At 63.0% G+C, this 14,592-nt stretch carries 12 protein-coding genes; 6 read left to right on the forward strand and 6 right to left on the reverse strand.

From position 1 onward, the window contains the following. Window positions 1-4: 4 nt before the first annotated feature. Window positions 5-1,048 carry an NAD(P)/FAD-dependent oxidoreductase gene (locus U5L73_RS12990; protein WP_322562740.1) on the forward strand — a complete coding sequence of 348 codons (1,044 nt, stop codon included), beginning with the start codon at window positions 5-7 and terminating at the stop codon, window positions 1,046-1,048. A gap of 34 nt (window positions 1,049-1,082) precedes the next feature. Beyond that, window positions 1,083-1,961 (forward strand): tRNA glutamyl-Q(34) synthetase GluQRS, encoded by an 879-nt coding sequence (gluQRS, locus tag U5L73_RS12995; protein WP_322562741.1) that lies wholly within the window; start codon window positions 1,083-1,085, stop codon window positions 1,959-1,961. Window positions 1,962-1,994: 33 nt separating this feature from the next. On the opposite strand, the gene U5L73_RS13000 is transcribed toward gluQRS, so the two are convergent. Beyond that, window positions 1,995-3,554, reverse strand: coding sequence for a methyl-accepting chemotaxis protein (locus U5L73_RS13000; RefSeq protein WP_322562742.1), 1,560 nt, complete (start codon window positions 3,552-3,554; stop codon window positions 1,995-1,997). Window positions 3,555-3,759: 205 nt separating this feature from the next. Between U5L73_RS13000 and trmB the strand changes: the two genes are divergently transcribed. Continuing rightward, window positions 3,760-4,548: a tRNA (guanosine(46)-N7)-methyltransferase TrmB gene (trmB, locus tag U5L73_RS13005; protein WP_416221311.1), complete on the forward strand. Its 789-nt coding sequence runs from the start codon at window positions 3,760-3,762 to the stop codon at window positions 4,546-4,548. A gap of 14 nt (window positions 4,549-4,562) precedes the next feature. Continuing rightward, window positions 4,563-5,489: a pseudouridine synthase gene (locus tag U5L73_RS13010; protein ID WP_322562743.1), complete on the forward strand. Its 927-nt coding sequence runs from the start codon at window positions 4,563-4,565 to the stop codon at window positions 5,487-5,489. A 3-nt stretch (window positions 5,490-5,492) separates the two neighbouring features. On the opposite strand, the gene U5L73_RS13015 is transcribed toward U5L73_RS13010, so the two are convergent. From U5L73_RS13015 to U5L73_RS13030, 4 genes are read right to left on the reverse strand one after another with little or no spacing between them, the layout of a single operon-like run. After that, window positions 5,493-6,602, reverse strand: a complete 1,110-nt coding sequence (locus U5L73_RS13015; RefSeq protein ID WP_322562744.1) for a rhomboid family intramembrane serine protease — start codon at window positions 6,600-6,602, stop codon at window positions 5,493-5,495. A gap of 5 nt (window positions 6,603-6,607) precedes the next feature. After that, window positions 6,608-7,747: a TIGR03790 family protein gene (locus U5L73_RS13020; RefSeq protein ID WP_322562745.1), complete on the reverse strand. Its 1,140-nt coding sequence runs from the start codon at window positions 7,745-7,747 to the stop codon at window positions 6,608-6,610. Further along, window positions 7,731-9,482 carry an aminodeoxychorismate synthase component I gene (gene pabB / locus U5L73_RS13025; RefSeq protein ID WP_322562746.1) on the reverse strand — a complete coding sequence of 584 codons (1,752 nt, stop codon included), beginning with the start codon at window positions 9,480-9,482 and terminating at the stop codon, window positions 7,731-7,733. Before pabB ends, U5L73_RS13020 begins: the two co-directional genes overlap by 17 nt. A gap of 35 nt (window positions 9,483-9,517) precedes the next feature. Continuing rightward, a complete protein-coding gene (locus tag U5L73_RS13030; RefSeq protein ID WP_322562747.1) occupies window positions 9,518-10,669 on the reverse strand; it encodes a transglutaminase domain-containing protein in 1,152 nt (383 codons plus the stop codon). Between the two features lie 138 nt (window positions 10,670-10,807). Here U5L73_RS13030 and dinG point away from each other — a divergent pair, with 138 nt between their 5' ends. Beyond that, window positions 10,808-12,967 (forward strand): ATP-dependent DNA helicase DinG, encoded by a 2,160-nt coding sequence (gene dinG, locus U5L73_RS13035; protein ID WP_322562748.1) that lies wholly within the window; start codon window positions 10,808-10,810, stop codon window positions 12,965-12,967. Window positions 12,968-13,007: 40 nt separating this feature from the next. On the opposite strand, the gene U5L73_RS13040 is transcribed toward dinG, so the two are convergent. Beyond that, on the reverse strand, window positions 13,008-13,565 hold the full coding sequence (locus U5L73_RS13040) for a DUF427 domain-containing protein (RefSeq protein WP_322562749.1): 558 nt from the start codon (window positions 13,563-13,565) through the stop codon (window positions 13,008-13,010). A gap of 126 nt (window positions 13,566-13,691) precedes the next feature. Between U5L73_RS13040 and U5L73_RS13045 the strand changes: the two genes are divergently transcribed. Beyond that, window positions 13,692-14,345 carry a glycosyltransferase family 2 protein gene (locus U5L73_RS13045; RefSeq protein ID WP_322562750.1) on the forward strand — a complete coding sequence of 218 codons (654 nt, stop codon included), beginning with the start codon at window positions 13,692-13,694 and terminating at the stop codon, window positions 14,343-14,345. Window positions 14,346-14,592 lie beyond the last annotated feature (247 nt).

The raw sequence follows: 14,592 nt of genomic DNA on the forward strand, positions 1-14,592 counted from the left end.
GCCCATGACAACATCCCGACACATCGCCATCGTGGGGGGTGGCATGGCCGCCATCACCTGCGCACGCACTCTAGTGCAGGCCGGCCACAAGGTCACCGTTTTTGAAAAAAGCCGCGGACCCGGTGGCCGCATGTCGACCCGCGAAAGCGCCTTCGGCACGTTCGACCACGGGGCCCAGTACTTCACGGTGCGCGACCCCCGATTCACCCAAGCCCTGCAAACCACGCCCGGCCTTTGCCGCCCCTGGAGTGCGAACGCGGTACGCGTGCTCGACTCCCACGGCCGTGTGGCCGCTGCTGCCCTGCCCGGGCGCGATGCGCACTGGGTACCCACCCCCGGCATGAACGCGCTGGTGCGCGCGTGGGCACAGCCCCTGGCGGATGCCGGGCAACTGCTGGTCAACACCCGCGTCACTGCCCTCGAGCAAGACGCCCTGCACAAAAAGAAATGGCAACTGCGCACCTCAGGCGATGCGGGCAGCAGCCATGTTTATGGCGGCTTTGACGAGGTGGTGCTCGCCATCCCCCATCCCCAAGCCCAAGAGCTGCTGGCCACCACCCCCAAGGGCGCAGCGCTGGCCAAGAAAACTTCCAAAGTCTCTGTGGCGCCATGCTGGACCCTGATGCTGGCCTACCCCCAAGCAGTGCAGCCCGGCCTCACCACCCTAGGCCCGCAGTGGAACGCCGCCCGCAGCACCCACCACCGTGTGGCCTGGTTGTCGCGCGAGTCGAGCAAACCCGGCCGTGGCAAGGTCGAGCGCTGGACAGTGCAAGCCAGTGCGGCCTGGTCCCAAGAGCATTTGAACGACACGCCTGACCGCATCCAAGCCAAGTTAATCAAAGCCTTTGCCGAGATCACCGGCATTCGCGCAGAGCCCGCCCATGCCCAAGTGCACCGCTGGCTGTACGCCAAGACCGAAGCTCCCTTGGGCGAACACTTTTTGTGGGATAGCAAAGCCGGCATCGGCCTGTGCGGCGACTGGTGCATCGGCCACCGCGTGGAAGATGCCTTTGTGTCCGGCTTGGAACTCGCGCTGAAAGTTGCTTGAATCGAGTGAATTGAGCACCGCCGGATCGAAAAGCGTGGGGGCCCCATACAGGGGCCGCTTCGCTCCCTCCCCCACGGGCCCGCTGCATGCGGGCTCTTTGCTTGCTGCACTGGCCAGCTGGCTGGATGCCCGTGCCCACGGCGGACAGTGGCTGGTGCGGATTGAAGACGTCGACACCCCGCGTTGCATTGCAGGAGGCGGTGAGTTCATCCTGCATCAACTCGCCAGCGTGGGCTTGGTGCCCGACGAGCCACCCGCGTGGCAAAGCACCCGCCATAGCCTCTACCGGCAGGCACTCGACAACCTGATCGCGTCAGGAGATGCCTACCCCTGCGCCTGCTCCCGCAAAGACATCGTCCAGGCACTGGCGCGAATCGGCGCGGGCAAGGCGCGTAACGGCGAACTCGTCTACCCCGGCACTTGCCGCCACGGTTTGCAAGGGCGTGAAGGCCGTGCGTGGCGCCTGCGCCTGAGTGACGAGGGTCTTAGGACATGGCATGACCGGCGCCTGGGTGTGCAGCAGCAAGACCTAGCCCGCGAGGTAGGCGACTTCGTATTGTTGCGTGCAGACGGCTTGTGGGCCTACCAGTTGGCAGTGGTGGTGGACGATGCCGACCAGGGCATTACCCACATCGTGCGGGGCGAAGACTTGGCGGACAACACCGTGCGGCAAATAGCGCTGCAAACAGCCCTAGGGCTGCCTGCGTTGCGCTACCTGCACACCCCTTTGGTGCTGGGCCCCAACGGGGAAAAACTCAGCAAACAAAACGGCGCTGCAGCCCTCGACCTGAGCGAGCCGGATACGACCCTGGCCAGTGCCGCCGCCACGCTGGGACTATCATCGGTCAGCGGCACCATGGCGCACTGCCTCGCTGCCTGGACTGCAGAGTGGCGCAACCGTTACGGCCTCTGATCAGTCCGAAGATCGCTAAACGGAGCCGGCACCTTAGGTCAAGCGCGGTACCTCGTGCCCGCCTTCTACCGTGAATTGCGACATTTGACGCACCAGCTCCGACGCCTGGACCTTGAGGCTGCTTGCGGCTGCGGCAATTTCTTCCACTAGCGCAGCATTTTGTTGGGTGACTTGGTCCATCTGACTCACCGCTTCCCCGATTTGCGAGATCCCGCTGGACTGCTCGCGGCTCGCCGCGCTGATTTCTGTCAGCAAGGTGCTGACCTGTTGGGTCGAACGCAACATTTCGTCCATCGTGGCACCGGCTTGGTCGGCTAGTGTGGAGCCATGCGAGACACGGTCTACGCTGGCATCGATCAGGGCCTTGATTTCTTTGGCCGCCACTGCACTGCGGCCTGCCAGCGATCGCACCTCAGAAGCCACCACTGCAAAGCCGCGGCCTTGCTCACCGGCCCTGGCCGCCTCGACGGCGGCATTCAAAGCCAAGATGTTCGTTTGGAATGCAATCGCTTCGATCACACTCACAATGCCCGCGATTTCGCGGGACGAGTCGTTAATGCCCTTCATGGTCGCTACCACCTGCCCCACCGCAGTGCCGCCACGCTCAGCGACTTCTGCTGCTTGCTTCGCGAGCCGCTCGGCCTGCTGGGCCGCTTGGGCATTCTGGTTCACCACCGAGGTCAACTCTTCCATCGAGGCGGCGGTCTCCTCCAAAGCGCTTGCCTGGCTCTCGGTCCGGGCTGACAAGTCGTGGTTGCCTTGCGCAATCTCGGCGCTGGCGTTGGACACGTTGTCTGCCACCAAACGCACTGACGATACGGTGCTGTTGAGGCCTTCGCGCATGGTTTGCAGCGCCTCTTGCAGCGCTCCCAAGCTGTCTGTGCGCCCAGGGTCGAGGGCCACGTGGGTGGCCAAATCGCCCGCCGCAATCAATTTGGCGGCCTCGGTGCTACCGCGCACCGGTTTTTGGATGCTGGCCAGCACGAAGCGGTACACCACGAACACCACCGCCGCAGCCACCAATGCGGTCACTACCATGGCGGTCACGCTGAAAGCGTGCGTGGCGTCAAACTCTTGCATGGAACTGGCAGCGAACGCATTGGCGTCCACCACCGTGGCATCCACACCAGCCCGGTGCTGCTGGTACAGCACATGGACTGCAGGCATATTGGTGCGGGCCACATCCGCTTTGCCTGCAGCAAAAGGCTCCACCACTTGGCTGCGGGCGGCCGCCAAGAACGCCTGTGCCGCCTTGTGCTGTTCACCCAAAAGTTTGGCCTCCAGGCCGAAGGGCGGGTTCTTCTTCCAGAACTCCACCCGTTGGTCGTATTCGGTGGCCAGTTCGTCGAAGCGCTTTTTACCGTCTGCTGCAGACATGCTCCCGTCCAGCATGAGCGACAAAACCAGCCGGGTCTCGATCAAATACATCGGGGGTGGCAGGATGTCGGCCACCACATCTTTCGCCGCGTAGACCTTCAACGCCGAGACATCCAGCTTTTGAATGAAGTAGTACCCCTGTGCGGCGACAGCCAACGCGGCGACAACGCCGATAGCCCCCAAAAGCGACATTACCCAGCGCAAAGACTTGAACATCTCGTTTCCCTCTTGAGTACCACGCCGCGCGGACAGCCCGCGGCTGGGCGGAAATGGTGACTTTCGTCGGACCATTTGTTTAATTATATGTATATTTATCAAATTTGTTTGAAAACATTTTTGCGAGTAATTTGACATTTCGCAAATTACCGATATCGCGCCTGACTGCCTACAATGCAGGCCCTGCTTACGTGCTCTTGTTGCCATGACGAACCCTCAATCCCCCCAGCCCGAATCGGCTGAATCCCTCGCCCGCACTGACGACGCTGCCAAGCCCTTCATGCGCACCATCAAGAGCTTTGTGAAGCGCGCAGGCCGCATGGGCGGCGGACAAGAGCGCGCCATGGCGGAACTGGGCCCGCAGTTTCTGGTTCCTTACCAGGCTTCTGCTCTCAATTTCGGAGCAACTTTTGAAGGTGCAGCGGGCGCTGGAGCCCCTATAGATGCTCAACGCCCGGTCGTACTAGAAATTGGCTTCGGCATGGGCGAGGCCACCGCACAAATTGCGCTCACCCTGCCCGGTACCAATTTCTTGTGCTGTGAAGTGCACGAACCCGGGGTTGGCGCTTTGCTCAAGCGCATCGGTGAAAACAACATCCCCAACATCCGCATTTGCAACCACGATGCAGTGGAGGTGATTGACCATATGCTGCCGCTGGCTTGCCTCGATGGCGTGCACATCTTCTTCCCCGACCCTTGGCACAAAACCAAGCACAACAAGCGCCGCCTGATCCAAAGCCCGCTGGTCGCAAAGCTGGCGGCCCGCTTGAAACCCGGTGGCTATCTGCACGCCGCCACCGACTGGGAGCCCTATGCCCAGCAGATTCTGGAAGTGTTGAGCGCTGAGCCCAAACTCAAAAACCGCGCCCTTCCCACGCACCCCGAATTGGCAGGCTACTCGCCCAAGCCACACTACCGCCCCCTCACCAAGTTTGAGAACCGCGGCATCAAGCTCGGCCACGGGGTGTGGGACGTCGTGTTCGAACGCATCTAAGCCCGATCTGTCCTATGGCCCGCGCACGGCCTTTGGCTCCTGCGGCCCGGCACGGTGTGCGGCCTAGCAGCGTGGTGGTGGCTGGTGGCCCTTGGCCCGACCTGCTGGCTTTTATGACCCACCGCTTTCCTGATGTGCCGGCAGCGGTGTGGCGTCAGCGCCTGGATGCGGGTGACATCACCGATGGAGAGGGCCGCACCGCTTCTGCCAGCGATACCGCCACCCCGGGCCGCCGCCTGTACTACTACCGCGAGGTGCCGGACGAGCCCGTCATTCCGTTTCAAGAGGAGGTGATCTGGCAGGACGCACATTTGCTGGTGGTCGACAAGCCACACTTTCTGCCGGTGGTCCCCAGCGGCAAACATGTGCGTGAAACCCTGTTAGCCCGCTTGCAGCAACGTTTAGACCTGCCAGAACTCTCCCCCATCCACCGGATCGACAAAGACACGGCCGGGCTGGTGATGTTTTCGGTCCATGCAGCCAGTCGTAACGCCTACCAGGCCCTGTTCCGCGACCGGCTGATGCACAAGACCTACGAATGCATCGCCCCCTGGAACCCCAAGCTGCCCTGGCCGCTACACCGCGAAAGCCGTATTGGTGACGCCCTTCATTTCATGCAGCAGGCCGAGGTACCGGGCGAAGTCAACGCCATCACCGACATTACGCCGCTGGAAGTGGAAGGTGGCTGGGCCCGCTACCGCTTGCAGCCACTCACCGGCCAGCGCCACCAGCTGCGGGTGCATATGCACGCCTTAGGCCTGCCGATGTTGCATGACGGCATCTACCCCGTCCTCACGCCCGAGGGCGCCAACGATTTCCGGCGCCCCTTGCAGTTACTGGCCCGCACCCTGGAGTTCACAGATCCGCTAAGCGGCGCACCGCACAAATTCGACAGCCGGCGTACCCTCATGCCCTTGGCAGAAGCGCCTCCAGCGCCTTGAGATTTAACGTGTCTCGCTGGGGAGCTCTGCAGCCGGTAGCTCCGGCTTATTGCCTTGGCGCAGGGCATTGACCTGCTTCTGGGCTTGGGAGGCCTTTTGGGCGGCATAGGCCTGCAAGTTGGCCAGCGTGGCGGCTGAGGGCGCTGCACTCTCCGGGGAGACGCGCATCAAATCCTCAAAGCTCTGGCGATAGGGTTGCACTACTTCCGCATCCATCCGTCCGGCGATGGACTCAAACGACGCGCTGTTTTTCTGCACATCATTCAATATCGAATTCCAATGCTCATGGATGCGTTCATCGTCAGAAATGAAACGTTGAATGCTCTGGCGCGCTTTGACCTCTTCACCAAAGCGGTAGGCAGGCTCCGGCAACACCAGGCCTAACAGCACAACCGCAGCCAACAGCAACGCGGCCGACAGCCCGGGGCGCACCCCGGCGGCCGGGCTATTCGGCGTCCAGGGCCGCAGCAATAGCCCTGCCCACAACATGCCTGCCAGCAAACCGCCGCCATGCGCCGCGTTATCGATGCCCGGCATGAACCAACCCAAACCCAGCATCAGCACCGAGAAGCCCAGCGCCCCGCCGAATAACCAGCGGAATTCCCCAGCCTCTACTTGTTTTCGCTCCACCCACAGAAAGACCAGCAAGGCGCCATACAGGCCAAACACTGCGCCGGAAGCGCCGCCAGACACCGCACGGTTGCCCTGCACCACCAGAGACAACAAATTCCCGCAGACCCCGGCCCCGAGATAGAGCAAGGCAAACCGCCAGCGCCCAAGCAAACCTTCCAACAAGCGGCCGATATCCCACAAGGCCCACATGTTGAGCAAGAGATGCCAAATGCCAAAGTGAATAAACATGGCGCTGCCCAGACGCCACCACTGGCCGTCCTGGGTGGCTGGAGCAAAATTGGCGCCCCAATCAAGCTGCACGCCCCGCCCTGCATGCCACCAACCGCCGCCGGCGGCGGCCAGTGCCACAAACACCAGCAAGTTCAACACGATCAGCCCCGCAGTGACCGGAACACGTGCCGCAGGTGCCCGCATCAACTCGGTCAATGCCGGGGGCTGCGGGCCAGTGGTTTTGGCAGAGGGTTGTGCGGGTGTGTACATCAGGTTTATCGACCGAAGGGTGCCGCCAATGGTTCCCCGACAAACACACCTTGGGCGGGCCAAGCCACGCTGCGCCAATAGGCCTCCAGCGCGGTCGCGCCTTGCACATAGTGCAGCAAGAGCACTTGGGGGTGCGGGAACTTCTGCCAATGGTTGCAGGGTTCACTCACACTGCCGTAGCTCGCGGTGGCGCCAGCTTCCAACCATTCGAGCGCGGTCATTTGGCCGCTGGTGTTCAGCAATTGCCCGCCATACGAGGTCAGATGGTCCGCCAGCGCACCGGGTACCCAGTCAATGGCCGCCGGGTTGTCAGCCCGGACTGCGCCGGTCTGGAGCAGCACCACGCGCTCGGGGTTTTCTGCTGTGCTGTCTTGCACCCTTAGCTGCGCGCCCAAGGGCACGAGCGGATCGGGCTGACCCATCGCTGGCATAGGCGGGTACCAAGCGGCACGCACATTGCGCGCTGCATCCGTGGTGCGGAGCAGCACCACGCTGGCGGGCGCTACCCCCCGTTTGCCCAACTGGCGGTCGGCGGCCACACCGCGATCAATCAGCGCGGTGGCCTGGGCCACAGTGCGCCCGGCCAGCAACATGCTGGGGCGCACCCAGAGGTCCGTAAAGGGCCGGACCGTTGGGTGGTTGAACAGCACTGAGGGGCGGCTTGTGGCACAGGTCTGGCTGCACAACTCAGGCTGGTGCCCCAGAGTCAAGGCAGCCGTGATCGCGTTGCACTCCACCGCATAGGGTTGGGCCCATGCCAAGGCCAAGGCTTGCACCTGGGGCCCCATGGCGGCTTTGACCTGGGCGTTGAACGACTCGAACTCTGCCGCAGTCAGGATCGGGCGAACCGGCAGCATCACACGTAGCACGTGCTCGGGCGGGATGCCGCGCTGACGGGCGTAATACTCTCCCACCGCGACCGAATTCGGGTCGCTGCTGTTGATCACCAGCCCCACATCGGCTGCAACCATATGCCCCTGGATCCGTGGCACGCTAACCCAGGCCGGTTTGGCAGGTGCCGTCACCGCAGTACCGGGCTGCGCCGCAGCGTATCCAGCCCACCAACAAACAAACGCAGCCAGCGCAGCACCGCTACGCCTGAGCCAGTTGCCAGGGAACCGCAAAGAGCTAGACCAGCTCGGCATCCAGCCAGCCTCGCAGGCTGTTGATAAATGCCAAGCCCTGCGCCTCTGCCAGCTGGGCGGTGTGCACCACTTGCTCCGCCAAGCGGCCCTCGGCCAGCCAGACCTGCCGCCCGATACCGGGCAGCAAGCCAGAGGACAGCGGCGGGGTGACCCAACGGCCGCCCAGTTTGATGGCGATGTTGCCCCGGGTGCACTCGGTCACCTCGCCGGCGCTGTTGAACAGCACCGTGTCAAACACGGCCGGGTCTGCAGGGGTAAAGGCGTCGTAATGCGCACGGCGCGTGGTTTTGAAACGCACAAACTCGCCTTGTGCGTCGGCCATAGGCCGGTCGGCCAGTTGCAGGCGGACCGGCTGCGGGGAATCAGGCAGCGCAAACGCCTCGGCGGTACATCGCCCTCCGGGCTGCAGCAACAGGCGGACCCGCCAAGCACCGGTCGGGCGGGCTTGCGCCACAGCGACCAAGGCCTTCTGGGCCATGGCCTCGTCCCACGAATAGCCGAAATGCGCGGCCGCCTGCGCCATGCGCTGCAAGTGCAAAGGCAAGTGCTGGAAAACACCATCCCGCAGGGCCAAGGTCTCCAGCACCTCGAAGGGCTGGCTAGCGCGCTCCAAAAACATGCGCTTGCTGCGCCACTCTTGCCACTCGCCCTCAGCTTGCGCATCGAACGTAATACCGCTGCCGATGCCACAGCGCGCAGTCCCGCCACGCAGCGTGACGGTACGGATAGGCACATTGAAGGTGGCATGTCCGCCCGGCCGAACCACCCCCACGGCACCGCAGTAGACGCCACGGGCATCCGGCTCCAGTGCCTTGATCTGGCGCATAGCCTGCACCTTGGGGGCACCGGTGACCGAGCCACAGGGAAACAAAGCCTCAAACACATCCCACAGGCGCGTGCCTTGCCGGGTGGTGGCCACAACGTCTGAAGTCATCTGCCACACGGTGGGCAGCGCCTCCAAATGAAACAGCCGCGGCACTTTGACGCTGAATGGCTCCGCCACGCGAGAGAGGTCGTTGCGAATCAAATCCACAATCATCACGTTTTCGGCTTGCTCTTTGGGGGTGCTGCGCAAGCGCTCGGCGTTGGCTGCGTCGTCTTGCGGGTTAGCGCCGCGGGCGGCGGTGCCCTTCATCGGGCGGCCCAGGATTCGGGTGCCGTCCCAGTCGAAAAACAGCTCTGGCGAGACCGACAGGACCTGCTCTTCACCGGTGTCGATCAACGCGCCATAGCCCCGCGGTTGCGAGCGACGCAGGGCCGCAAAATACGCCAAGGCACTGCCCTCTAACGACGCGAACGGCGCTTCGAGCTGGGCGGTGTAGTTCAGCTGATAAAAGTCCCCGGCGGCAATAGCCGCGTGAATCCGCGCCATGTTGGCATCAAAGGCATCGCGGCTGATACGCGGAGTCCACTGCACATGCGGCTCGGGCGCGGTGGGCAACGCCACGTCCGCGTCAGACAGGGGCTGCGCATGGACACCAAACCACACCAAAGGCCCCTCGGCTGCGTGCACCTGCAGCGCCGCATCAAAAGCCGGCGCCGCCTCATAACGCACATAGCCCACACACCAAAGCCCCTTGCGGCTCAGAGCATCCACCTGTTCCAGCACCGACCGCACTTCACCGAGGGTGTGGGCCACCAGCACCTGCTGGGGCTCGTCAAAAGCCAATCGGGTAGCAGGCTGGCCACTGTGATGCGGATCACCGAACTCCAACAGTGCGCGGGGTATGGTCATAGGCAAAGGAGAGAAACGAGCAGTCGAGGTACCTGTTAGGCCGCCAGCTCTTTGGCGCTGATCTGGTACTTGAAGTCGTCCGGCGCGTAGGAGTCGAGGCGGCCGGCGGCTGTCTCGGCAGTGGGGTACATCAAAAAGCCCAGCTTAGAGCCGCTGGACTGGGGCAATGCCACGTCGTGAGCCATGTTGTAGGCCATCCAGTTGCCTTCCCAGCCGCCGAACAGGCCCTTGTTGACGGGCGCGACCAGCGGGTTGCTGGCGGACTTGATCCATTCCGGCGTTTCCTGGCGCATGACTTTGGCCACGTCGGCGGGGTCCATGCCCACCCAGCCATAGCCTTTGAGGTAGACCTCGGCACGGCAGTGCTGCGCACCCTTGAGGCTGGCGGAATTGCCGCCCAACTCCCGGTAGCCGAACGCACTGGGCGCCAGGCGCAGGCCATACACATCACGTGCAGGCACGCCTGCAGCGCGGCACAGGCCCACAAACAAGGCGTTCAAATCCGCACACTTGCCGCCCAGGTTGTTGGTTTCCAGCATGGTTTTGATGTCGCCCTCGCCGCAGCCGCGCACCGTGGGTTCGCGGAAGGTGTTGGTGACGATCCAGTCGTAAATCTTTTGCACCTTTTCCACATCGGTTTTGGCGCCGCGGGTGGCTTCCTGCGCGGTGGTGCGCACGATACCGTCCAGCGGCAGCAAATCAGTAGGCTGGGTCCAGTACTTCAGCGTCGCCGCGTCCTCTGCCACGGCGGTTTTCTGGCCCCAGTCCTGGGCACGGCTGCGGGTGCGGATGCGGCTGGTCAGCTCCACAAAGGGCTTGGCCTGGTCGGCGGCAAAGTCCACAAACAGCATGCGGGCGCCGGTGGTGTTGTCGTCTTCCATACGGGCGCTGCCGTTGCTGGAGTAGCTGCTCTCGAGGGACTGCTGCCACTCGCTATTGATAGAGGGCACGGGCAACCACAAACGGGTAGCGCCCTGAGGCTTGGCAATATCGACGCGGGTAGTCACTTCAAAGGTGCGCCATGCAGCGGGCTTGGGGCTGAAATGGCGTGCTGCCACAGGCGCTGTTTGTGCAAAATTGATAGCAGGCAGCGCAGCGCTAGCAAGGGCTACCGCCGAATTCTTCATAAATTGGCGACGTGCAGCCTGGGGCTGTTTGCCGGGGACGATAGTGCTCTGATCGGACATGTTGAATTCTCCCGTTGGATGATCGGGCCGCATTCTTTGCACAGCGTCGGTGGCTGTGTAGCGGCAATCCGTCGATTATCCCCTGCTGCCTGTATATTCAGCCCTCCTCTGCCGCAACGGCCCCACGCCCCTATCCCCTTGAGCTCCGATTTCTCTTCCCTGCCCCCTGCCAGCGCCGCCTTGGCCCAGCACGCTCTGCGCGCATTTGAGCAAGTAGTGGGCAGCACCAGCGGATTCAGGAGCCGCCCCGGCCAGCACCAGATGGCCGAAACCGTGGCCGCCACGCTGGCGCAGGCCGACATCGGCGAGCATCCCAACCCCACCAAAGCCATTGCGGTCATCCAAGCCGGCACGGGCGTGGGCAAGAGCGCGGCCTATGCCAGCACTGCGATTGCCATGGCGCTCGAGCGCAAAACCCGCGTCATCATCAGCACCGCTACCGTAGCGCTGCAAGAACAGCTGATGACCAAGGACCTGCCGGCCCTGGCTCGCAGCATGGACCAGCCTTTTGCCTACGCCCTGGCCAAGGGCCGCGGCCGGTATGTGTGCAAAGTCAAGCTCGAGCGTCTGGTGGGCAGCGGCGCGAGTGAAGAAGATTTGTTTGACGACGATCTACCCCAGCCCAAGGTGAGCGCCCTATCGCAAGAGGCCATCGAAGAGCGTCGCCAAGCCCTGTTTGAGGGCATGGCCCACAAGCTCGCTGTGGCCAGCTGGGATGGCGACCGCGATACCCTGGCCGACACCCCCGACCCGCGCGACTGGTCGGCCGTGGCCGCCGAGCGCCACACCTGCACCGCCCGCCACTGCCCGCGCTACAAAGAGTGCAGCTACTACAACGCCCGTACCAAGCTGGCAGAGGCCAACGTGATCGTGGCCAACCACGACCTGGTGCTCGCCAGCCTGGGCATGAAGACCCTGCCTGACCTGGACAACTGCTTGGTGGTGTTTGACGAAGGCCACCACCTGCCAGCGGTGGCGCTCGACCAGTTCTCGAACAGCATGGACCTGTCCAACCTGCGCTGGCTGGACAAACTGCCCAAAACCATGACCGAGGTGGCCGGCAAACTGGCCCTGCACTTGGGCGAAGACGTGCAGACGGTGACCAGCCAGCTCAAGGGCGCCCTCACCTCGGTGGCCCGCATGGCCATGGACTTGGTATGGGCCCACACCGGCCAGGATGTCCACGGTGGCGGCAAAGACGGCACCTTGCGCTTTGCCAACGGTGTGTTGCCCGAGGCCTTGCACGAACCGGTGCGCCAGACTCAGTCGCAGGCCACCGGCCTGTCCAAGGCGCTGGAAGCACTCGGCGTGGACGTGAAAGCCATCGCCAAAGACGACCCCAGCCAGGCGGTACTGTGCGCGCAGCTGTATGCCCAGTTGGGCGGCATTGCGCCGCGCTTGGGCAGCCTGGTGAGCACCGCCAATTTGCTACTGGAACATGGCGACCAGCCCTTGGCCAAGTGGCTGCAGGCTGAAAGCGCCAACGGCTACCTGACCATGACCGCGCACGCCTGCCCCATTGTGCCGGGCGATTTGTTGCGCCAGTTTTTGTGGAGCCAGGTGCGCGGTGCGATCGTCACCAGCGCCTCGCTCACCAGCTGCGGCAGCTTTGATTACTTTTTGAAAGAAGCGGGTCTGGCCAACAAGCCTTATGTGACTGCGCTGGAAGTGGCCAGCCCCTTCAACTACGCCAAACAAGGCAGCCTGACGGTGGTGCACACCGAGGCAGACCCCAAGCACGCAGACGCCTACACCGCCGAGGTGGTGCGCGTGCTCATGGAGGACATGGAACAAGTCAAGCGCGGTGCGCTGGTGCTCTTTACCAGCCGCGCCCAGATGCGCACCGCGTCTGAGGCTGTGCCCGGCCACATGATGGACATGGTGCTGGTGCAGGGCACCCAGTCCCGCACCCGGCTCCTGGCCGCGCACGCCGAACGGGTGGAGAACGGGTTGCCCTCGGTGCTGTTCGGCCTGCAAAGCTTTGGCGAAGGCTTGGATTTACCCGGTGCTCTGTGCGAAACCGTGTTCATCGCCAAGCTGCCCTTTGCCCCGCCCAGCGACCCGGTGGACGAAGCTCGGGCTGAATGGCTGCGCAGCGTGGGCCGCGACCCATTCAACGAACTGGTGATCCCCGCCACCGGGGTGAAGCTGCTGCAATGGACAGGCCGCGCTATCCGCACCGAAGAAGACCGCGCGCAGGTCATCTGCTACGACAAGCGACTCACCCAAACCAGCTACGGCAAGCGAATGCTGGCCGGATTACCGGCGTACAAGCTGGCAACGCGGGCGCTGGGCTAAGCAGCCCAAAACGGGAAGGCGCTTCACGCCCACTCAACACTTACCAACCGTTGCTGCCGGGTTCGCCTTTGAAGGGCCCGGTCAACTCTGGCGTGATCCAACCGCCATAAAAACCGCCCGGCTGCGCCAGCACCTTGGCGCCACCCACGGTGCAGCTGAGGTCGTGCGCGTAAAACGCGATGCACTCAGCCAAGGGCTCGGCCCCCTCCAAGGGCTGTGGGTAGCTCCACGCGACCCGCTCGAGGCTGCGCACACCATCGACCAGATCCCAATACCGTGCAGGGCCCTTCCACTCGCAGAACGAGCCACCACCTGCCGGACGCAACAACGACTGCTGAACATCCGCCAATGGCAGATAAAAAGTGGGCGGATGCGCGGTCTCCCTGACGGCCCATGCGGCGCGGGTTCGAGCGACCTCCAGACCACCCCAAAGCACCAGGACCTCGCGGGCTTCACGCACCAGCTCTGGTGGGCGAGGGAAATCCCATACCGAGGTTTGCCCCTGTGAGGGAATGTCGGCAAACGGTGGACGCTCCGCGCCTCGCCAGCGCCATTGAGCGCGGGCTCGCGCGAGGGTATCGGGATCTTTGTCAGTCATCGGGGCATCTTAAATGGCATGGTGCGCCTCAGCAGTGGGGCATGGCAAAGCCCTGCCGCTTAACACGCCCCCGAATTGACCTTTGTCACCGTTATTGCATGGTCATGTGCTCTACTCGTCCGCACCATGATCACTGTTGTTATCGCCTCTTTCAGGTACGGCCACCTTGCAGCGCACTGCATTGAGTCGCTGTTGTCCCAAACCCGCGCTCCGGCGCGGATTTTGTTTGTCGATGATGGCGCGATGGACTGCGACCATCTCCCTGCGCTGTACCCCAGTGTTGAATATGTGTTGCGGCCGGCCAACCTTGGGACGGTCGACAACTTCCAGGACATGCTGTCACGCGTGCAAACAGAATATGTGCTGTTCATAGGCGCTGACAACTGGCTGCGCTCGGATGCGATTGAACTGCTATCCGACGCCACGACCGATATCGTGACCTATGACATCGTGGTGACGGGCGAGCTCAAACACGAGATCCTGACCCGGGTGCCCGGTCAGACAACGCCGCACTGTGGCGACTTGTATTGGGATCGCCAAGCACAACACCATGGCTCCATGCTGTATCGCACGGCGTTTGGCCAGCGGATTGGTTACCAAAGAAGGTTCGAGGACGGTGAACACCCCCAGGAAGACTGGAATCTGTGGGACAAGATGCTGGAGCAACAAGCCACGGTGGCCAGCCTCAAAGAAGGCTTGCTGTTCTACCGGCGACACCGGGAAAACCATCTGAAATACCCCGGCAGTGAACGGCCTGCCCCAAAGCCCAGTCACGCGTAACAGGCTAGCCCAAGCGCCATGCTGGTTTGAGTTTAGATCCACAGACACCACTGACCTCATGGGCCGAATCAGGCGCCTTCTTCAGCAAGACCACGTTCGGGTTCTGCCCGCGGACCTGATATGTCCGCTGTGTGAACGCAAGATTCCACCCGGTCAGCGCGATGCACACCATTTGGTCCCCAAGTCCAAAGGGGGCAGGCATACAGAATACCTGCACCGGATCTGTCATCGACAGATCCACGCCCTT

Source organism: Rhodoferax sp. (assembly GCF_034520025.1).
In the GTDB taxonomy this organism is placed as follows: Bacteria; Pseudomonadota; Gammaproteobacteria; order Burkholderiales; family Burkholderiaceae_C; genus Allorhodoferax.